The sequence below is a fragment of the Ancylobacter aquaticus genome (genome assembly GCF_004339465.1).
Lineage (GTDB): Bacteria > Pseudomonadota > Alphaproteobacteria > Rhizobiales > Xanthobacteraceae > Ancylobacter > Ancylobacter aquaticus.
Map to the genome: position 1 here is coordinate 1,712,461 of NZ_SMFY01000001.1, position 19,816 is coordinate 1,732,276.

The following is a 19,816-nucleotide window of genomic DNA, read 5'->3' on the forward strand; positions in this document are numbered from 1 at the left end:
CCCCCTCATCCAGCGAGGTGGCGGGCCAGCGACGTCCAGAGCGGCGCGGCGACGGCGAAGCCCAGTACGCTGACGATGAGTGTCGACGAGGCGAGGTCGACATAGGTCTGCTCGCGTCCGGCAATGACGATGCCGGAAAACGCCGGCGGCAGCGCGGCAAGAAGGACCACCTGCTCGAGATGGGTCGCGCTGACGCCCGTGATCAGCGCCAGGGCCAGCATCGAGGCCGGCATCAGGCCGACCTTGACCGCCGAGTTCCACAGCACTTCCGCGTTGAGCTGGAACTTGTGCGCCGCCAGCACCAGCCCGGCGGCGAAAACCGCGACACCCGAGGTGGCATGGCCGATGAGCGCCAGCGGCGCTTGGAAAAGATCAGGCATGCGGACGCCGGCCAGCACCAGCAGGACCGCGATAATCGGGGCGAGAACGACCGGCTCCTTGGCCGCCTTGAGCAGCGCCGCCGCCGGCTTGGTGCCCTTCGGCGCCACGAAGAACATGCCCAAGGGGACCAGTATCACGTTCACGACCAGCGCCACGATGGCGACGCTGAGCGCCGCGCTGCCGCCGAACAGCGGCGCGAGCACGGCCATGCCGAGGAACCCGACGGTCGGGGCGCCGGCGCTCAGTCCGGCGATTCCCGCCTCGCGACGGTCGTGCCCGAACAGGAAAATAGCGGCGAAAAACGCAACAAAATACCAGAACAGCAGCACGGCTACGGAAATCGTCAGCAGTCGCGTGTCGGAAAACAGCTCCTCGCGGGAGGAGTTGGCAATCGAGACGAAAAGAAGGGCTGGCAGGCAATAGGTGAGAACGAGGTGATTGAAGCCGGAGGCCTGAGCCTGATCGAAACTGGAGCGCTTGCCGGCAACATAGCCCAGGGCGAGAACGAAGAAGATCGAGAAGATATCCTGGATTATCGGCGTCACGTTGGGCTCCAAGGGTCTGTCGGTACGCGGCGAGGGCTGGCATATGGCCGACAGAATGCAAACTACCCAACCCTCCCTGCCGCCGTAAAGATCGGCAACGCCAAACAGGCGTGGCGGCTTGCTCCCATCCCCCAACCTCGGCGATAAGCGCGTCATGTCCCACGCCTCGTCACCCCCCCCGCCCGTCCTTCGCTTCGCGCCATCGCCGACCGGCCTGCTGCATGTCGGCAATGCCCGGACCGCGCTCTACAACGCCCTGTTCGCGCGGCAATGGGGCGGCACCTTCATCCTGCGCTATGACGACACCGACACGGCGCGCTCCAGCGACACCTTCGCCGAAGCCATCGCTGAGGATGTCGCCTGGCTCGGCCTCGCACCGGACCGGGTGGAGCACCAGTCGCGGCGGCTGGGGCGCTATGACGAGGCGGTGGCGCGGCTGAAGGCGCTCGGCCGGCTCTATCCCGCCTATGAGACCGAGGAGGAACTGGAGGCCAAGCGCCAGTCGCGTCGCCGGCGCGGCCTGCCCCCGGTCTATGACCGCGCCGCGCTGAAATTGGACGCCGCCGCCCGCCCGGCGCTGGAAGCCGAGGGCCGCCGGCCGCATTGGCGCTTCCGCCTCGACGGGCGGCAGGTGGTGTGGGACGACATGGTGCGCGGCCGGCAGGGCGTCGACACCGCCACCCTGTCCGATCCGGTGCTGGTGCGCGAGGACGGCTCCTACCTCTACACGCTGACCTCGGTGGTCGACGACATCGACATGAGCGTGACCCATGTGGTGCGGGGCGAGGACCACGTCACCAATACCGGCGTGCAGATCGAGATCATCGAGGCGCTGAGTGGGTGGGTGCCCCGCTTCGGGCACCATAACCTGCTGGTCCTGCCGAGCGGTGAGGGGCTTTCCAAGCGGCTCGGCCATCTCTCGCTGCGGGCGCTGCGCGAGGAGGGCGAGGAATCCCTCGCCGTGGCGGCGCTGGCGGTGCTCACCGGCACCTCGTTGGCGGTGGAGCCGGTGGCTTCACTGGAGGCGCTGGTGGCGAGGATCGACTTCGCCAAAATTTCCCGCGCGCCGGCGCGCTTCGACCCGGCCGAGCTTTCCGCGCTCACCGCCGCGACACTGCTCCATCTGCCCTTCGAGGCGGTGGCGAACCGGCTCGCGGGGTTCGGTGTCGGCGGCGGCGAGGGCTTCTGGCTCGCGGTGCGCGGCAATCTCGCCCGGCTGGCGGAGGCGGCGGACTGGTGGGGCGTGGTCGAGGGGCCGCTCTCTCCGGTGGTCGCGCCGGACGACGCGGCGTTTCTCGCGCAGGCGGCGGCGCTGCTGCCGGAAGGGGCGTGGGACAGCGACGTTTATGCGCGCTGGATCGCGGCACTGAAGCCGGCGAGCGGCCGCGCGGGGCGGGCGCTGTTCCACCCGTTGCGCCTCGCCCTCACCGGGCGCGAGAGCGGGCCGGAAATGAAAACGCTGCTGCCGCTGATCGGCCGCGAGCGGGCGTCGGCGCGGCTGCGGGGCGAGCCGGGGTAGGGCGGACGGAGGCCGACGCCCGTCAGGGCTTCTTCGTCGCCGGCGGTGCGGCCGGGCGCGGTTGCGCCATTTCGCGCGAGGCATCCTCGGTGACGACGATGTCGCCCTTGCGCAAGGTGGGGTCGTCCTGCCCGGACATCGCCTGCGACCAGTTCATGCCGGAGGGGCGGCAGGTGCAGGCGGGGACGAACTGCTTCTTGAACAGCAGCGCGGTGGGCAGCGACATATAGGACTGGCCGTTGATGCCGACCGCCTGGTTGATGTCCTCGCCCGGGTTGCGATAGGCGTACAGCCGTGCCTCGGTGCCGGGGCACTGGCGCTGGCACTGTTGTTCGTCCGAGCCGAACTTGGCCGGGGTGGCGGCAAACGAGACCGGGAAGAAGAAGCCGTCGCAGGTCCGCACGCAGACGGTGCGATAGGTCGAGACCTTCGGCATCTCCAGCGGCTGGACGTCCAGCGGGCCGGTTTCGTCCGCCGGCACGCCGAAGAGCTGCTCGATGAAATTTCGTGGCCGGCGATTCTGGTTGCCGTAATTGCCCCCTGCGCCCTGGCCCCCACCGCCCTGGCCGAGCGCGGCCTGGTACTGCGGGCCGCAGTTATTCTGGGCGAGGGCATAGATGAGCTGCCGGCGCTGCTCATTATTGCCGCTCTGCTGGCCGCGTGACTGCATCATGGTGCGGTCGAGCGACGAGCGGGCCTGGGTCAGGCGACGGTTCAACGAATCGCACTGGGGCGGCAGCTGCGGCTGGAAAATGAGGAAGCCACGCTTGTCGCAGCCGAGCTGGCGCACCTGGGCGGAAAGGTTGGCGATGTCCTGCTGCTGCTGGGCGATGGCGGCACCGAGATCGCGCTGTCCGCCCTGTCCACGGTCGAGCCCGGCGAGCTGGCCTTCCAACCGGATGCAGGTCGAGCGGTCGCCACCCTCATAGCCGCCACTGGGCGGATAATCCTGCGCGCCCGCAAGGCTGGCCGGCGCGAGAAGCGCCGCGGCGATGAGGAGGCGTGCGGCGAGGCGGTGGCTGCGGAGTGTCATCAAGGGGGACTGCAATCGCGATGGCGGACGGAAGCGGGTGTGCCGGAATCGGGCGAGGGCCGCAATGAGCACGGCAAGCTTGTCGAAAGTTTGAACCCGCTTTCGCCGCCCGATGCAAGCAGCACGCGCGGTGCGAAAGAGACGGGGGCGTTGCACGGGGGGCCGGGAGCCCCATATGCGGAACGTTCCGATCGGAGTTCACATCCGCATGATTCCCGCCTTCAGCGCCCGCACTTTCCTCGCGTTCACCTTCGCCGCCCTCGTGCTGGCCACGGGGCTGGCCGTCGGCCCTGCCGGGGCGCAGGAGCCGGACCTCATCTTTCGCAAGTCGACGGTTTGGAAATTCCTCACCCCCGACGACAAGCTCGCCACGTACGGCATTGACGATCCCGTCGTGGACGGCGTCGCCTGCCACTACACCGTGCCCGAGAAGGGCGGGGTGAAGGGCATGCTCGGCGTGGCTGAGGAAGTGTCGGACATTTCCATCGCCTGCCGGCAGATCGGCCCCATCAGCTTCAAGAGCAAGTTCGATCAGGGCGATATCGTCTATCGCGAAAGCCGCTCGCTGATCTTCAAGAAGATGCAGATCGTGCGCGGCTGCGATGCCAAGCGCAACGTGCTGGTCTATCTCGTTTATTCCGACAGGTTGATCGAGGGGAGCCCGAAGAACTCGACCTCGACCGTGCCGGTCATGCCCTGGGGCGCGACCAACGAGGCGCCCAAATGCGGCGACTTCCTGAAGTGAGGGCGCGCCCTCATCGGGAGCGGCCGTTCAGCGCGCGCAGGTAATGGCGACGGCGCCCTGGCACGCGCTACCCTCGCAGGCGGCGGTGCGGACCGGGGCGGCGGCGTTCGCCAAGCCAGCCTGCGCATCCGAGCGCGCCACGCCGAAGCTGGTAGCGCGGGTGAAGTCGTGCACCCGGCACCACGCATCCGCCATCGCCTGGCCGCAGGGCGCGCCGGAAGCGATGCAGGTGTCGATGCCGTAGCCGTCGGAGAGGTCGACGCTGAAGATTCCGGTGTTTTCGTCCGCCCAGGCAAGGCCAGGGGCCAGCGTGAGGGTGAGGGCGAGCAGGGACATGCGCAGGCGCGGCATCGTGTTCATGGGGGGCACGTTGGTTGGTGGCGACATGGTGGCGGCTTGACAACGTCAATGTGGCGAAAAGGTTTGAACCGACCCTTAAAAATTCGCACCACCATCGTCGTGGCGGCGAGATAGCCGTGCCTCCCGCACCCGTCAACCGTGGCCGAGCACGCTTACCTCCGTGCCCTGCAGTTTCCCGCAGCACGTGGCCGTTATGGCGCGCTCGGCTTGACGCGGACGGCCAAACGGACGACAGACGCGGCGCCGCGCCTCACCTGACGCGGCAGGATCCGGAAGGCACAAAATGTCGGGCACCAACGCACAGGCGCTTCCCGAGCTGAAGCTCTACAACACGCTGTCGCGCACGAAGGAGGTCTTCACCCCCCTCGATGCCGCCAAGGTGCGGATGTATGTGTGCGGCCCGACCGTCTACGACTTCGCCCATATCGGCAATGCGCGCCCGGTGATCGTGTTCGATCTGCTGTACCGGATGCTCCGCCACCTCTATGGCGCGGACCACGTCAAATATGTGCGCAACATCACCGACGTGGATGACAAGATCAACGCGCGCGCCGCGACGGAGCATCCCGGCCTCGACCTCAACGAGGCCATCGCCAAGGTGACGTTTACCACCGAGGCGCAGTTCCACGACGATCTGGAGGCGCTCGGCGTGCTGCACCCCGATGTGGAGCCGCGCGCCACCGAGCATATCGCCGAGATGCGCCAGCTGATCGAGAAGCTGGTTGCCTCCGGCAATGCCTATGTTGCCGAGGACCATGTGCTGTTCTCGGTGCCCTCCATGCCCGATTACGGCAAGCTCTCCAACCGGCCGCTGGACGACATGCTGGCCGGCGCCCGCGTCGATGTCGCGCCCTACAAGAAGGACGCGATGGACTTCGTGCTGTGGAAGCCCTCCCGGCCCGGCGAGCCGGGCTGGCCTTCCCCGGCGGGCATCGCGGCTCCGGGGCGGCCGGGCTGGCATATCGAGTGCTCCGCCATGTCGTGGAAGCATCTGGGCGAGACCTTCGACATCCATGGCGGCGGCATCGACCTCGTCTTCCCGCACCATGAGAACGAGGTGGCGCAGTCGCGCTGCGCCTTCCATTCCGGGCTCATGGCCAAGGTGTGGATGCATAACGGCTTCCTGCAGGTGGAAGGCGAGAAGATGTCGAAGTCGCTCGGCAACTTCATCACCATCCGCCAGCTTCTCGCCGACTGGCCGGGCCCGGTGCTGCGCCTCAACATGCTGAAGACCCATTACCGGCAGCCGATCGACTGGACGGTGAAGGGGCTGGAAGAAAGCGCCAAGACGCTGGAGCAGTGGTTCGATGCCGCTGCCCCCGACGCCTATCCGCGCCCTGCGCCTTCGGTGCTGGAAGCGCTGGCGGACGATCTCAACACGCCCAAGGCCATCGCCGAGATGCACGCCTTGCGCGACCACGCCGGCAAGAAGGCGCTGGCCGGCACGCTGGCCTTTCTCGGCTTCGAGCCCGGCCCGCTGGAAGCGTGGGCCGCCGCGCGGGTGCCGGAGCTCACCATCCCGGCCGAGGAAGTCGAGGCGCGCATCGCCGAGCGCATCGAGGCCCGCCGCAACCGCGACTGGGCGGCCTCCGACCGCATTCGCGACGAACTCGTCGCGCTCGGCGTGGCGCTGAAGGACAACAAGGACGGCACCACCTCCTGGGAGCCGAAGCGGTGAGCGGGGACGCGAAGAGGGCGCCCGCCGCAGCGCTGCGCCCGGCGCTGCCGGGCGACGTGCCGATGCTCGCCGCCATCGCCGAGGCGGCGATCCTTGAGCTGACCGGCGAGGATTACGACACCGACCAGCAGGAAGCCTGGGCGGCGGCGGCCTCCGACGAGGAGGCGCTGGCGGCGCGGCTCAAGGACCAGCTCACCCTTGTCGCCACCCGCGACGGCGAGGTGATGGGCTTCATCGCGCTGGCGGACAACAAGCTGATCGACATGCTGTATGTGCGGCCGGAAGCGGTCGGCGAGGGCGTGGCGTCGCTGCTCTACGACGCCATCGAGCGGCTGGCCGGGGCGCGCGGCGCCAAGAGCCTGACGGTCGATGCCAGCGACACCGCGCTCGATTTCTTCAGCACGCGCGGCTTCGCCCCCAAGCAGCGCAACACGCTGTCGCTCGGCGGGGTGTGGCTGGCCAACACGACGATGGAAAAGCTGCTCGGCCCGCCGGAAGGTTCAGTTCATTAGACCGTTGTCGCGACAGTGAGCAGCGGCAGGCAAAACGAACGGATACGGGCAGTCTGCCGAGATCATCTTTTCGCAAGGGCTTTCGCCGACCACCTTGAGCTCAGAGGGTAGGTAACCCGTCGCATAGCCTTGGCGCAATCGTGCGCCATTGTAGCAGCGGACTTCAATTGTCCCTTCCATCTTGGGAATAGTATAAAATAATCCCCTCCAAAGCCGGAAAAGTTTTTGTTCGGCTCCGGTACTGTTTGTTATCACGGCCGTCTCAACTCCATCGGTTTCGTCGATGACGATGACCCAGCCGGAGATCCAGAGAAACGCCCAAACCAACAAGAAAAGAGTTGCGCCCGTCAGCCCGAGCAAGAGACGATAGAGAAGCGTGCGCATGGTTTGGGCGTCCTCGACAAGCTTCCACAACGATGCCGATCAATCTGGCGGGCCGAATGAAACATCCCACACGCCCCGTCGAGCCTTCCCGCGACACTTGCATCGCGCCCGTCACATCCGGTTCAGCACCCGCTCTTCCGCCTCGCCGTGAAGCTCCGCCTCGCTGACATGCGCGACGGCCGCGTGCAGCTTCGGCAGCACGGTGCGCACATTATGCGCCACCAGCAGCTTTACCGGCCGGGCGATGTTGACGAAGCCGGTGGACTGCATGTGGTCCAGCAGCGTCAGCAGCGGGTCCCAGAAATTGGCGATGTTGAGCACCATCACCGGCTTGGAATGCCGGTTGAGCTGCACCCAGGTGAGCTGCTCGATCAGCTCCTCCAGCGTGCCGATGCCGCCCGGCAGGGCGATGAAGGCATCCGCCCGCTCGAACATCAGCCGCTTGCGCTCGTGCATGTCCTTGGTGACGATCAGCTCATGGGCGTGGTCGAAGGCCTGCTCCTTGCCGAGCAGGAAGTCGGGAATGATTCCCGTCACCTTGCCGCCGGCTTCAGCGCAGGCGCGGGCGGTCGCGCCCATCAGCCCCACGCCGCCGCCGCCATAGACGAGGCGGATGCCCTCCGTGGCAAGCAGGCGCCCCAGCGCCATCGCGGCTTCGAGATAGACGGCGTCGGCTCCCGTGGCCGCACCGCAATAGACGCATATACTCTTGATCTTTGTCATGGATACCATGGTGCACCGCAGCACGGGCGGGTTCAAGGGCTCTGATGATCCTCACATGGCATCGCCCGCCTCCGGGTGCAAATGGCCGGGCGGGCGATCCGTTTCCACGGCAGCGCCCTCGGCGTGCCCGAGAAGAGCTGTCTTGAAATCATCGTCTATCGACGATAAACGATGGCGATGATGTCTGCCGACGACCCCTCTCCCGATTCCGACGACATGCTGGCGCTGCGCCTGCGGGCGCTGGCGCATCCGGCGCGGCTCGCCATCGTGCGGGCGCTGGCGCAGACCGAGCGCTGCCAGTGCGGGCAGATCGTGCGCGGGCTTACCCTCGCGCAGTCCACCGTCTCGCAGCACCTCAAAGTGCTGAAGGAGGCGGGGCTGATCACCGGCACCATCGAAGGCCCGCGTTCCTGCTACTGCCTCGACCGTGACACGGTGGCGACGCTGGCCGGCGAAATGCTGGCGCTCTTCGCTTGTCTCGCTACCACACCGGCGGAGGGACAGGACGGGCGCGAGGCCGGCAACGAGGCAGGCAACCCTGATGCGCGCGCAGACGCACTGGTCTGAGGGACCCGCGTCCCCATCTGCGTGACGACGACCGACATTGGCACGGCCCCTTACGACGACGAGACCCGGGCGGCGACGCCCGCGAGTGAGAAGAACGGAAATACGCATGTCTGCTCCCCAGGCCCCCGCCGCCGCGCGCGCCTCCACCGCCTCCGAGATCAACCCACGCGGCAGCCTTCTCGTCGCGCTGAGGGGGCTGTGGCCCTATCTCTGGCCGGCCGACCGGGCGGATCTGCGCACCCGCGTCGTGTGGGGGCTGCTGCTGCTGGTCCTCGCCAAGATCGCCACCATGTCGACGCCCTTCTTCTTCAAATGGGCGACCGACGCGGTGGCGGAGGGCGAGGGGGCCCGCATCTCCACCGACACCATCGCCTGGCTCATCGCCGGGCCGCTGATGCTCACGCTCGCCTATGGCTTGACGCGCATCGTCATGGCCAGCCTGACCCAGTGGCGCGACGGCCTGTTCGCCAAGGTGGCGATCCACGCGGTGCGCCGTCTCGCGCTGGAAACCTTCCAGCACATGCACGCGCTCTCCCTGCGCTTCCATCTGGAACGCAAGACCGGCGGCCTGACGCGCGTTCTGGAGCGCTCGCGCGAGGGCATCGAGACCATCGTGCGGATGCTGGTGCTGCATCTGGGGCCGACGATCCTCGAATTCGCGATGGTGATCGGCGTGCTGTTCTGGCAGTTCGACTGGCGCTATGTCGCGGCCACGGTCGGCATGATCCTCGCCTACACGCTCTTCACCTTCGTGATGACCGAGTACCGCATGGGCATCCGCGCGGCGATGAACGAGAGCGACACCGACGCCAACGCCAAGGCGGTGGACAGCCTGCTGAACTACGAGACGGTGAAGTATTTCGGCGCCGAGAAGTGGGAGGCGGATCGCTACGACCGCTCCATGGCCCGCTATGAGCGCGCCACCGTCACCACCCACACCTCGCTGGCGTGGCTGAATGCCGGGCAGGCGGCGATCTTCACCCTCGGCCTCACCGCCGTCATGGCGCTGTGCGTGCTGGATATCCGCGCCGGGCGGCAGTCGGTCGGCTCCTTCGTCATGGTCAACGCCATGATGATCCAGCTCTACCAGCCGCTGAACTTCCTCGGCATGATCTACCGCGAGATCAAGCAGTCGCTGATCGACATCGAGGCGATGTTCGCCATCCTCGCCCGCGCACCGGAAATCCGCGACCGCGCGAGCGCCCATCCGCTGGAAATGAAGGGCGGCACGGTGCGCTTCGAGGATGTGCGCTTCTCCTACGATCCGGAGCGCGAAATCCTCAAGGGCGTCAGCTTCGAGGTGCCGGCGGGGCGCACGGTGGCAATCGTCGGGCCGTCCGGGGCGGGAAAGTCGACCATCTCGCGGCTGCTTTACCGCTTCTACGACATCAATGCCGGCCGCATCCTGGTCGACGGGCAGGATGTGCGCGAGGTGACGCAGGCGAGCCTGCGCGCCGCCATCGGCATGGTGCCGCAGGACACGGTGCTGTTCAACGACACGCTCGGCTACAACATCCGCTACGGCCGCTCCGGCGCGTCCGACGAAGAGGTGGCGCGGGCGGCGGAGCTGGCACAGATCGACGGCTTCGTGCGCCGCACGCCCAAGGGCTACGCCACCGAGGTCGGCGAGCGTGGGCTCAAGCTCTCCGGCGGCGAGAAGCAGCGCGTCGCCATCGCCCGCACCATCCTCAAGGACCCGCCCATCCTCATCCTCGACGAGGCGACCTCGGCGCTGGACAGCCACACCGAGCGGGAAATCCAGGACGCGCTGGAGCGCGTCTCGCGCGGGCGCACCACGCTGGTCATCGCCCATCGCCTGTCGACCGTGGTGGGCGCCGACGAGATCATCGTGCTGCAGCACGGGCGCATCGCCGAGCGGGGCACCCATGGCGAACTGATGGAGCGCGGCGGCCTCTACCATTCCATGTGGGAGCGCCAGCGCGAGGCGGAGCGCGCCATCGAGACGCTGAAGGCTGCCGACGATGTGGACGAGGATACGCTGCCGGCCGGGACGGCGGACGCGGTCCCCGCCTGAGGCCGGCTGCGGCGGCTCCGCTGCACATGCGGAACCATGTCGCGCATCCGGCATTTGACGGGCGGGCCGGCGCGCCCTACCTCTCGCGCAACGAGCCGGTGCGTGACCCATGGGCACCGGGCAGAAAGGCCAGTTGATGTCCGTCCTCGATTCCGTCCGCAGTGGCCTCGCCCCCATTCACCGCGAGGGCTACCCGTTCATCCTGATCGGCGCTGGCGTTTCGGCGCTGTTGCTGTGGTTGTTTGCGCCGCTGGGCTGGATCTGCGTGCTGATCACGGTGTGGATCTGCTATTTCTTCCGCGACCCCGAGCGGGTGACGCCGGTGCGCGAGGGGCTGGTAGTCTCCCCCGCCGATGGCCGCGTCTGCCTCGTCGGCCCCGCCGTACCGCCGGCCGAGCTTGGGCTCGGCGACATGCCGCTGCCGCGCGTCTGCATTTTTATGAACGTGTTCGACGTGCATGTGAACCGGGCGCCGCTGGCCGGCCGGATCACTCGCATCGCCTATCGCCCGGGCAAGTTCCTCAGCGCCGATCTCGACAAGGCGAGCGAGGACAATGAGCGCAGCGGCATGGTGCTCGACACCGCCATCGGCGCGGTCGGCGTGGTGCAGATCGCCGGGCTGGTGGCGCGGCGCATCGTCAGCTTCGTGCGCGAGGGCGACCTGCTGGCGCCGGGCGAGCGCTTCGGGCTGATCCGCTTCGGCTCGCGGGTCGATGTCTACCTGCCGCTCGGCACCCGCCCGGCCGTGGCCGAGGGCCAGCGCGCCATCGCGGGCGAAACCGTTCTGGCGGATCGCGCCGCCCTTGGCATCGAGCCGACATTCCGCGTCGATTGAGTTTCCAACCAGCGAGCGTGCGATGGCCGATCTCTTCCCTCCCTTCGAGCCCGATGCGCCGGAGCCGCCGCGCCGGCGCTTCCAAGCGGTGCCGTTCCGGCTGCTGCTGCCGAACCTGGTGACATTGCTGGCGCTGTGCGCCGGCCTCACCGGCATCCGCATGGCGATCGAGGGCCGGCTGGAGCTGGCGCTCGGCGCCATCGTGCTGGCAGCGGTGCTGGACGGGCTCGACGGCCGGCTGGCGCGCATGCTGCACGGCACCTCACGCTTCGGCGCGGAACTCGACAGCCTGTCCGACTTCGTGTGCTTCGGCGTCGCGCCGGGTCTGGTGCTCTATATGTGGGGGCTGGAGACGCTGGGCTCGGTCGGCTGGATCGCCGCGCTGGCCTTTGCGATCTGCGCGGCGCTCCGCCTCGCCCGCTTCAACGTGATGCTGGAAGACCCCAACAAGCCGCCTTTCGCCGGCGATTTCTTCACCGGCGTTCCCGCCCCCGCCGGGGCGATCTGCGTGCTGCTCCCGGTCTATCTGGAACTGATCGGGCTGCCGCGCCTCGTCGCCTCGCCAGCGCTGGCGGCGTTCTATTGCCTGGGCATGGCGCTGCTCATGGTGTCGAAGCTGCCGGCCTTCTCCGGCAAGCGGCTCGGCGCGCGCATCCCGCGCGACAAGGTGATGCCGCTCTTCATCTGCGTGGTGCTGTTCGTGGCAGTGCTGGTGACGTGGCCATGGACGGTGCTCTCCGTCATCTGCGTCGCCTATCTCGGGGCACTGCCCTTCTCGGTGATGCGCTACAACCAGCTGTCGCGGGCCTATAAGGCGCGGCGCGCCCATGCCCCTGCTGCCGAGCTTCACCCCGCGCCGGGCCCCGCCGGCGCGCATGACGACCGGCCGGGCCCGCTTAACTAGCGGCCGGCGGCCTTTTGAACCCAGAGTCGGAAATGGAAACGCCCGCTCTCAGCGGGCGCGGGCCTTCATCGCCTCGACCCGCGCGGCGAGCGGCGCGGAGGGAAAGGCCTGCCGCAATAGCCGCAGCGCCTCGGCATCCGAACCGGGGCGCGCAAGGTCGAGATGCTGGGACATCAGCTGCGCCGCGGTGGCGGCCTCGCGCCTGACATAGGCGATGCGGGGGTCGGCCTCGCGCAGCGGGCCGGGCGCCGGAATCTTCACTGTCACGCTCGCAGACTGCAGCATCACAACATCCTCCGATCGCCATCTCGAATCAATCGGCTTTCCTCATACATAAAATGGGGGCGCCGACCTCCAAACGCACGAACAAAATTTGCGTTCCCGTTCTTGTGAACGCCCCTGTGGCCAAGTTCTCACACTGTTACCGTGAGGCCCATACGAGACACTACCAAGACGAGACGACGATAGTCCCGTCCGGCGACGAGAATTGCGGGATCGAACGGTATTCATCGGTGGGGAAAATGCCGGGATCGGGCGGCCGGGAACGCTCCCGCCGCGCCGCAATGACCGGACATGTCCAGTCATTTTCCCGCAGGCCTATCAGGTGCGGGTGAGCGACACCTTGGCGCCGTCGCCGGTGGCAACGCCGTCATACTGGCCGGCGCCGGCAGGCTGCAGCCGCGCCGTGACCTTGCCGACATGGTTCTGCAGGACGATCTCGTTGCCCCACACGTCCCAGCCCTTGGTCATGAAGATATCGTTCGGGCAGTCGACATTGGCTGTTGCGGCAAAGCCGGACATGCCGCGCTCGGTGGAAAGCGTGACCTTGCAGGTCTTCTGGCCCTGGTCCCAGCTGAAATTCCAGGTGCCCGCGAGCTGGGTGCGGGCAGCGCCCGGCTCGGCATAGGCGACACCGCCCGGGGCGGTGGCCGGCGGCGGGGCGAGCGCGACGGGCGAAGCCGTCGTCGGCGAGGTCGGCGTGACGGCGGCGGCAGCGGTGGCGGCCGATGCGCCGTAGGTCGTGGAGGTCGGGGCCGGGAAGGGCGCGCTCGTGATCGAGCCCGAAGGCGCCGGGGTGATCTGGCTCGTTTCGACCGGAGACGAATCCTTGTCGCCGAACCCGTCGAGCACGGTGCTGCATCCGCCCAGAAGCAGGGCGGTTGCGGACGTGATGACGACGGCGGTGCACTTCATCGGCCCTGTACTCCCCGCCCGGCAGAACGCGCCGGGCATTTTCTGCAATCCTACACCGTGCGACGCCGCCTTTGGCATTCGCACGGTCCCTGTCACCCGCCCTGTTTCCCCGGGGAAGATGGCATCAGCGTGACCCCAACGCCCGATAGCGCCTCCGGGCCTTGCCCGAAGAGACATTTCGCGCGGTTATGCTCAATGAAAGCTTAACGCCGCCATCCTTCTGCGCAACAGGTTTGCGTTGGCCTCGCGCACGCGCGCCGTTCAGTTTTGTCTCAAACTGTTCTATGTGCGTTGCAGCGAAAAGGAGCTGCGCCATGTATCAGATGCTGGATCCCGCCACCCTGCGTGTCCTTGTCACCGGAGCCACCTCAGGCATCGGCGCCGCCACCGCCCGGCGCTTCGCGCTGGCGGGCGCCCGCGTCGTCGGCACCGGCCGCCGTGCCGACCGGCTGATCGCGCTGCGCGACGAGCTTGGCAGCCATTTCCACCCGCTGGAGGTGGACGTGCGCGACAATGACGCGCTGGTCGCGGCGCTCGCCGGCGTGCCGGAGGCCTTCGCCCCGTTCAACGTGGTGTTCGCCAATGCCGGCCTCGCTCTGGGGCTGGAGCCGGCCCATGCGGCCAGCCTCAAGGACTGGGACGACATGGTCGAGACCAACATCAAGGGCCTGCTCTACACCATCCGCGCGACGCTGCCGGCGATGGTGGAGCGCAAGGAAGGCCATGTGCTGTTCACCGGCTCAGTGGCCGGCGACTATCCCTATCCCGGCGGCAACACCTATGGAGCCACCAAGGCCTTCGTGAAGCAGTTCGCGCTGAACCTGATCGCCGACGTCGCCGGCACCGGCGTGCGCGTCACCAATATCGAGCCAGGCATGGTCGAGACCGAGTTCTCTCTGGTGCGTTTCCACGGCGATGCCGCGAAGTCCGACAATGTCTATGCCGGCACCGAGGCGATGAGCGCCGAGGATATTGCCGAGCAGGTCTTCTTCGCTTCCACCCTGCCGCGGCGCGTCAACATCAATCGCATCCAGGCCTTCGCGACCTGCCAGAGCTTCTCGCCCTTCAAGGTCTCGCGCGGCTGAGTTCTGCAGCTTGAGGAAGCCGCTTCTGCAGCTTGGGTTTGCAGCAGCGCCTGCAGCTAGGTTTGCAGCAGCACGGCGCCGCCGAGGGCGGCGCCTGCGACCACGGCCCAGGCCGGCACGCGCCACAGGGCCAGCGCCAGATAGGCGAGCAAGGCCAGCGCGAAGGCGCGGGGCGAGGTGAGGCTCGACGTGACCACCGGGTCCCAGAGCGCTGCGCCAAGCAGGCCGACCACGGCGGCATTGACTCCGGCGAGACCGTCACGCACCCGCCGGTTGGCCGCCAGCCGGGTCCAGAAGCGCAGCGCCCCATAAACCAGCAGCGCCGAGGGCAGGAACGCCGCCACCAGCGCCAGCAACCCACCGATCGCGCCATTGGGCGGCACAGGCATCATGGCGCCGACATAGGCGGCGAAGCTGAACAGCGGCCCTGGCACCGCCTGCGCCGCGCCATAGCCGGCGAGGAAAACCTCGCGCGTCAGCCCGCCGGGCCGCACCAGCTCGGCCTCGATCAGCGGCAGCACCACATGGCCGCCGCCGAACACCAGCGCTCCGGCGCGGTAGAGCGTATCGAACAAGGAGACGCCGGCGCTGCCGGTGGCCTGCGCCAGCAGCGGCAGGCCGGCGAGCAGGAGCGCGAACAGCGCGAAGGCGACCAGCGAGGCCGTCCGGCCCGGCAGATAATGCCCGGTTGGCTCGCGCACCGCCGTGCCATCCAGCCGTATGAAGGCAAGGCCGGCAAGGGCGCCGGCGGCAATGATGCCGATCTGGCCGAGCGCCCCCGGCACCAGCACCGCCACGGCCGCCGCGACAAGCGCGAGGCTGCGTCGGGGCCGGTCCGGGCAGAGCGTCTTCGCCATGCCGAGCACTGCGTCGGCGACAATCGCCGCCGCCGCCACCTTGAGCCCGGCGAGCCACCCACCGCCGAGGCCGGCGGCATCTGCGTGCATCACCCCATAGGCGAAGGCGAACATGAGCAGCGCCGAGGGCAGGGTGAACGCGATCCATGCCGCCGCCATGCCGGCCGGCCCGGCGCGCATGAGCCCGATGGCCATGCCGACCTGGCTGGAGGCCGGGCCGGGCAGGAACTGGCAGAGTGCGACGAGGCTGGCGTAGCTCTCCTCGCTCAGCCACTGGCGGCGCTTCACCAGATCCTCGCGGAAGAAGCCGAGATGCGCCACCGGCCCGCCGAACGAGGTCAGGCCGAGACGCAGAAAGGCGAGGAACACTTCGCAGATCGTTCCTTTATCCGTCGGCGCAGGGGCGGGCGTTTCGTTCATGGCGCAGCACTAACGCGCTGCCCTGTGAAGTGCATGTGAATTTTCAATGACGCGCGGGGACGCGCCAGTGGGGTCGCCTCAGGCGGCTTCCACCACCGGCATGGCGAGCGCCGCGCGCAGCATGTCGGCGAGGCGGCGGGCGGCCGAAGAGGCCGCGGGGGCAAGGAACAGCGCCACCTCGATATCGGGCAGCGGCGGCAGCCCCTCCGCCGGCCCAAGACGGCGCCAGTCCGACGGGGCGGCACATTCGGGCAGGGCGGTGATGCACAGCCCGGTCTCGATCGCGGAATGAATGCCGCCCTGCGAGGAGGAGGTGCAGGCCACGCGCCAGCTCAGCCCCGCCTTGTCGAGGCTGGAGGCAATGTGCGGGCGCGCGCGGCAGCCGGTGGGAAACAGCGCCAGCGGTAGCGGCGAATTGCGCTCGGGCCGATAGCCGCGCGCCGCCAGCCAGAGCAGCTTTTCGCGCTTGATGAGTTCGCCGGTCGGCCGGGCGCTGTCACGCGTCAGTAGAGCGACGTCGATATGGCCGCGATCCACCTCCGGCTCGATATGCTTGGAGAGGTCGGCACGGATGGAAATCTCGACGCGCGGATAGGCGGCGGCGAAACGGGCAATAGTGGGGGTGAAATAGGCGTCGACATAGTCGTCCGGCATCCCGACACGCACACTGCCCTCCGGGGTTCCGCCCTTGAGATCGGCCAGCGCTTCGCTCTCATAGGCCAGCAGCCGGCGCGCATGGGCCACCAGGCGCTCCCCCGTCTCGGTGAGCGAGATGCCGCGCCGCGAGCGCTCCAGCAGCCGCACGCCGAGATTGTCTTCAAGCTGGGCAATGCGGGCCGAGACCGCCGATTGGGTGCGGCCAACACGCTCGGCCGCCGCCGTGAACCCGCCCGTGTCGACGATGGCGATCAGCATGCCAAGCGATTCGGTGTCGAGATGTCGCATCGCGCCCTCCGGTCCGCCGGATGAGGATTTTCCGCGCTCCGCCACGCGATAGGCATTCATATCAGAAACGATGATGGAATGACAAAATAAACTCGCTTTCGCGATATCAAACCGCGCGGTAGACAGGCGGTTCTGGGCCGGGCCTGCCGACCCAAATCCGCACCAGCGCGGGCCGCCGCGCCGTTCGCGGCCGGGCCTATGCACCGCCTTCAGCTTTATTGCACCTGTCGAGTTCGGCAATGTCTCCGCCCCCAGCCGCCGTGATCGAGCCCTTGCTTGGGATTCTGCCCGATCCCAGCCCGTCCATGGTCCGCGACACGCAGCTGCGGCGTCAGGCCTTCCTGGCGGTGATCCTGGCGGCGATGTGCATCGGCTTTTCGGCACCGCTGGTGCGCCTTGCCGATGCCGGCCCGGCTGCCATCGGGTTCTGGCGCCTGTTCTTCGCGCTCGGGCCCGCGATGGTCTGGGCCTATGCCGAGCATCGCTCGCGGGTCCGCCATGCCCGCCTCGCCGGCGCCACCGCCCTTCGCCCCTCGCTGCGCCAGGTGCTTCTGGCGATGCTGGCCGGGCTGTTCTTTGGTGCCGATCTGATCGTGTTCCACAAGGGGCTGGCGCTGACGAGCACCGCCAACGCGCTGCTGCTCGGCAACCTCGCCGTTGTGTTCGTATTCGCCTTCGGCTGGCTGATCCTGCGCGAGCGGCCGACGCGGGGGCTGATGGTGGCACTGGTGCTGGCGCTGACCGGCACGGCCATCATCATCGGGTCGAGCGCCGTGGGCGGAAGCCGTCCCGGAACCTATGCGGTGAGCGTCGCCGGCGACATCCTCTGCGTCGGGGCGGCGCTGGCCTATGCCAGCTACATGCTCGCAACGCGCGCGGTGCGCCGGGCCGGGCGCGGCGACGCGGTGCCGCTCGGCGGCGGCATGGTTTCGCTGATCGCCAGCGCGACAGGCGCCGTTGTCTGCCTCGGCTGGGCGGTGGCGAGCGGGGAGACGCTGATCCCGCAGTCGCTGCAGGGGCTGCTGGCGGTGATCGGGCTCGGCCTGATCGCCCATGCCACGGGGCAGGGGCTGGCTACGTTTGCGCTGGGCCGGCTGCCGGCGGGGGTCATCTCGGTCGTGCTGCTGCTGCAGATCGTGGTCGGCACTGCGCTGGCAGCCCTGCTGTTCGGCGAGGTGCCCTCGCTGGTGGTTCTGGTGGGGGGGCTGCTCGTCGTCGCCGGCGTCACCACGGCGCGGCCCGGCTGAGCGAGACGTTGAGGCGACGGGCTTGCGTGACGCGGCCGGCGGGACTACGTCCTGCCATCAGCCAAGGAGCACGACGATGCAGCCCAATCCGTTCGGTGGCGTGATCGAGAATCTGACGGTCGAGGAGGTGAAGGCCGGCCTCGATGACGGCACTATCCTTCTCGTCGATGTGCGGGAGCCGAACGAGCTGGCCGCCGAGCGCATTCCTGGCGCGGTCGAGTTTCCGCTGTCGAGCTTCGACGCGGCCGCCCTGCCGGACCCCGGCGACAAGACGCTGGTCTTCTCCTGCCGCTCCGGCCAGCGCTCGCAGAAGGCTGCCGCCGCCGCGCAGGCCGCCGGCGTCGACCTTCACCGCCACATGGCGGGCGGCATTCTCGCCTGGAAGGATGCCGGCTTCCCGACAGACAAGGGCTGATCGATCCCGCGCGCGGCTTCGGGCGCGGGCCTATTCCGTCAGCCTGCCGACAACCTGCGCCGTCGCCTCGACCAGCCGCTCAACCTGGGCCTCCGAGGTGGCGGGGGAGGCAAGCATCATGTCGTGGAAGGGCGAGATCAGCACGCCGCGCACCAGAAGCGCGAGATGGGTCGTGGCCTCCAGCGCCGGATAATGCGCGCCCTTGGCCTGCCGTCCGTCGGTGAGCGGAAAGGGCGCGCGCACCACTTCCACCCGCGCGCCGCAGCGGGCGACGTGCCAGGGCAGGCGGGCCTGCGCCAGCACCTGCGCCAGCCCCGCCTCCATGCGGTCGGCGAGGCGGTTCATCTGCGCATAGGCCTCGTCGGTGGCAACCTGCTCCAGATTGGCGCGCAGGGCGGCAAGCTGCAGCGGGCTGCCCGACAAGGTGGTGCCCATGCCGGAATGGCCGTCGGGCCGGTTGATCCGTGCGCTGCGGAAGCGCTCGGCGACCTCTTCGTTCATGCCCCAGACGGCGGCGGGAATGCCGCCGGCGACCGCCTTGCCGGCGACGAACATGTCCGGCTCCAGCCCATAGGCGCGCGTATAGCCTCCCGGCCCGGTGGAGAGCGTGTGCGTCTCGTCGATCAGCAGCAGCGTGCCGTGCCGGCGGGTGATCTCGCGCAGCCCCTCATGAAAGCCGGGTTGGGGCAGCACCATGGCGCAGTTGGTCATCACCGGCTCGGTAATGACGCAGGCCACGGTGCGGTCGGCCAGTGCCGTCTCCAGCGCGTCGAGATCGTTGAACGGCACGACGCGGGTGAGCTTCGTGAGGTCGCGCGGCTCGCCCATCAAGGCCGGGCGGTTGCCGACGCGCCCGTCCGGCCCGATTTCGACGAAGGTCTCGTCCACCGCGCCGTGATAGGCGCCATCGAAGACGAGGATGCGCGGGCGCCCGGTGGCGGCGCGGGCGGCGCGGAGGGCAAAACGGTTGGCGTCGGTGGCGGTGGTGGCGATCTGCCAGTAGGCCAGGCCGAAGCGCTCGCTCAGCAGGTCGCCGACCATAGCGGCGTCCGGGCTCGGCAGCATAGTGGCGAGCCCGGCGCTCGCCTGCCGAATGAGTGCCTGCGCGACCGGGGTCGGTCCGTGACCGAACAGCGCGGCGGTGTCGCCAAGGCAGAAATCATCGTAGGAATGGCCGTCAATGTCGATGAGCCGGGCGCCGTTGGCTTCGGCGATCACCAGTGGCACCGGCGTCGACCAGTCGACCATCCAGTGCATGGGCACGCCGTCCAGCAGATGCGCGGCGGCCTCGGCGGCGGCGCGCGTCTTCGGGCGGGTGCCGAGATAGAGCGCTTCCGCCTCCGCCCGCAGCGCGGCGGTGCGGGCCGGGCTGACGCCCGGTCCATCGCTGATCGAGGTCACAGCATTCATGTCGGGCCCGTGCGTGTTGCTG

Annotated in this window: 21 protein-coding genes; 11 read left to right on the forward strand and 10 right to left on the reverse strand. The window is 68.4% G+C overall.

The window, feature by feature from the left end; genetic code table 11:
• Positions 1–5 precede the first annotated feature (5 nt).
• Positions 6–926, reverse strand: a complete 921-nt coding sequence (locus tag EV667_RS07930) for an AEC family transporter (RefSeq protein ID WP_131834703.1) — start codon at positions 924–926, stop codon at positions 6–8.
• Between the two features lie 154 nt (positions 927–1,080).
• On the opposite strand from EV667_RS07930, the gene EV667_RS07935 reads away from it, so the two are divergent.
• Entirely contained in the window at positions 1,081–2,445 is a 1,365-nt protein-coding gene (locus EV667_RS07935; protein ID WP_131834704.1) for a glutamate--tRNA ligase, read from the forward strand.
• A gap of 22 nt (positions 2,446–2,467) precedes the next feature.
• Here EV667_RS07935 and EV667_RS07940 read toward each other — a convergent pair whose 3' ends face one another.
• On the reverse strand, positions 2,468–3,478 hold the full coding sequence (locus EV667_RS07940; protein WP_131834705.1) for a DUF2865 domain-containing protein: 1,011 nt from the start codon (positions 3,476–3,478) through the stop codon (positions 2,468–2,470).
• A 208-nt stretch (positions 3,479–3,686) separates the two neighbouring features.
• Here EV667_RS07940 and EV667_RS07945 point away from each other — a divergent pair, with 208 nt between their 5' ends.
• A complete protein-coding gene (locus EV667_RS07945; protein ID WP_131835072.1) occupies positions 3,687–4,223 on the forward strand; it encodes a CreA family protein in 537 nt (178 codons plus the stop codon).
• 27 nt (positions 4,224–4,250) lie between these two features.
• On the opposite strand, the gene EV667_RS07950 is transcribed toward EV667_RS07945, so the two are convergent.
• On the reverse strand, positions 4,251–4,583 hold the full coding sequence (locus EV667_RS07950) for a hypothetical protein (RefSeq protein ID WP_131834706.1): 333 nt from the start codon (positions 4,581–4,583) through the stop codon (positions 4,251–4,253).
• A gap of 283 nt (positions 4,584–4,866) precedes the next feature.
• Between EV667_RS07950 and cysS the strand changes: the two genes are divergently transcribed.
• Positions 4,867–6,261 (forward strand): cysteine--tRNA ligase, encoded by a 1,395-nt coding sequence (cysS, locus tag EV667_RS07955; protein WP_131834707.1) that lies wholly within the window; start codon positions 4,867–4,869, stop codon positions 6,259–6,261.
• Complete coding sequence (locus EV667_RS07960) at positions 6,243–6,773, forward strand: GNAT family N-acetyltransferase (protein ID WP_131835073.1); 531 nt, start codon at positions 6,243–6,245, stop codon at positions 6,771–6,773. The genes cysS and EV667_RS07960 overlap by 19 nt, the downstream gene beginning before the upstream one ends.
• Here the strand turns inward: EV667_RS07960 and EV667_RS07965 are convergent.
• Complete coding sequence (locus EV667_RS07965; RefSeq protein WP_131834708.1) at positions 6,762–7,157, reverse strand: hypothetical protein; 396 nt, start codon at positions 7,155–7,157, stop codon at positions 6,762–6,764. The genes EV667_RS07960 and EV667_RS07965 overlap by 12 nt on opposite strands.
• A gap of 111 nt (positions 7,158–7,268) precedes the next feature.
• The gene (locus EV667_RS07970; protein ID WP_165901565.1) at positions 7,269–7,880 is read right to left on the reverse strand and encodes a TIGR00730 family Rossman fold protein; all 612 of its coding nucleotides are present in this window, start codon (positions 7,878–7,880) and stop codon (positions 7,269–7,271) included.
• 171 nt (positions 7,881–8,051) lie between these two features.
• Here EV667_RS07970 and EV667_RS07975 point away from each other — a divergent pair, with 171 nt between their 5' ends.
• The 4 genes from EV667_RS07975 (at position 8,052) to pssA (ending at position 12,221) form a co-directional block, all read left to right on the forward strand.
• On the forward strand, positions 8,052–8,447 hold the full coding sequence (locus EV667_RS07975; protein WP_131834710.1) for an ArsR/SmtB family transcription factor: 396 nt from the start codon (positions 8,052–8,054) through the stop codon (positions 8,445–8,447).
• Between the two features lie 106 nt (positions 8,448–8,553).
• Entirely contained in the window at positions 8,554–10,482 is a 1,929-nt protein-coding gene (locus tag EV667_RS07980; RefSeq protein ID WP_131834711.1) for an ABCB family ABC transporter ATP-binding protein/permease, read from the forward strand.
• 136 nt (positions 10,483–10,618) lie between these two features.
• Positions 10,619–11,317 (forward strand): phosphatidylserine decarboxylase, encoded by a 699-nt coding sequence (locus EV667_RS07985; protein ID WP_165901566.1) that lies wholly within the window; start codon positions 10,619–10,621, stop codon positions 11,315–11,317.
• Positions 11,318–11,339: 22 nt separating this feature from the next.
• Positions 11,340–12,221 carry a CDP-diacylglycerol--serine O-phosphatidyltransferase gene (pssA, locus tag EV667_RS07990; RefSeq protein ID WP_131834713.1) on the forward strand — a complete coding sequence of 294 codons (882 nt, stop codon included), beginning with the start codon at positions 11,340–11,342 and terminating at the stop codon, positions 12,219–12,221.
• A gap of 48 nt (positions 12,222–12,269) precedes the next feature.
• Here the strand turns inward: pssA and EV667_RS07995 are convergent, their stop codons facing one another.
• Positions 12,270–12,506, reverse strand: a complete 237-nt coding sequence (locus tag EV667_RS07995; RefSeq protein WP_131834714.1) for a transferase — start codon at positions 12,504–12,506, stop codon at positions 12,270–12,272.
• A gap of 315 nt (positions 12,507–12,821) precedes the next feature.
• Positions 12,822–13,415 carry a protease inhibitor Inh/omp19 family protein gene (locus tag EV667_RS08000; protein ID WP_131834715.1) on the reverse strand — a complete coding sequence of 198 codons (594 nt, stop codon included), beginning with the start codon at positions 13,413–13,415 and terminating at the stop codon, positions 12,822–12,824.
• A gap of 314 nt (positions 13,416–13,729) precedes the next feature.
• Here EV667_RS08000 and EV667_RS08005 point away from each other — a divergent pair, with 314 nt between their 5' ends.
• Positions 13,730–14,500 carry an SDR family NAD(P)-dependent oxidoreductase gene (locus tag EV667_RS08005; RefSeq protein ID WP_131834716.1) on the forward strand — a complete coding sequence of 257 codons (771 nt, stop codon included), beginning with the start codon at positions 13,730–13,732 and terminating at the stop codon, positions 14,498–14,500.
• A 56-nt stretch (positions 14,501–14,556) separates the two neighbouring features.
• On the opposite strand, the gene chrA is transcribed toward EV667_RS08005, so the two are convergent.
• Together chrA and EV667_RS08015 are read right to left on the reverse strand one after the other, a co-directional pair.
• A complete protein-coding gene (gene chrA / locus EV667_RS08010) occupies positions 14,557–15,777 on the reverse strand; it encodes a chromate efflux transporter (protein WP_207907686.1) in 1,221 nt (406 codons plus the stop codon).
• Positions 15,778–15,855: 78 nt separating this feature from the next.
• The gene (locus EV667_RS08015; RefSeq protein WP_131834717.1) at positions 15,856–16,722 is read right to left on the reverse strand and encodes a LysR substrate-binding domain-containing protein; all 867 of its coding nucleotides are present in this window, start codon (positions 16,720–16,722) and stop codon (positions 15,856–15,858) included.
• Between the two features lie 239 nt (positions 16,723–16,961).
• On the opposite strand from EV667_RS08015, the gene EV667_RS08020 reads away from it, so the two are divergent.
• Both EV667_RS08020 and EV667_RS08025 read left to right on the forward strand, forming a co-directional pair.
• Positions 16,962–17,969 (forward strand): DMT family transporter, encoded by a 1,008-nt coding sequence (locus EV667_RS08020; protein WP_131834718.1) that lies wholly within the window; start codon positions 16,962–16,964, stop codon positions 17,967–17,969.
• Positions 17,970–18,045: 76 nt separating this feature from the next.
• Positions 18,046–18,384, forward strand: a complete 339-nt coding sequence (locus EV667_RS08025) for a rhodanese-like domain-containing protein (RefSeq protein ID WP_131834719.1) — start codon at positions 18,046–18,048, stop codon at positions 18,382–18,384.
• Positions 18,385–18,414: 30 nt separating this feature from the next.
• Here the strand turns inward: EV667_RS08025 and EV667_RS08030 are convergent, their stop codons facing one another.
• Positions 18,415–19,794, reverse strand: coding sequence for a transaminase (locus EV667_RS08030; protein WP_131834720.1), 1,380 nt, complete (start codon positions 19,792–19,794; stop codon positions 18,415–18,417).
• Between the last annotated feature and the right edge of the window lie 22 nt (positions 19,795–19,816).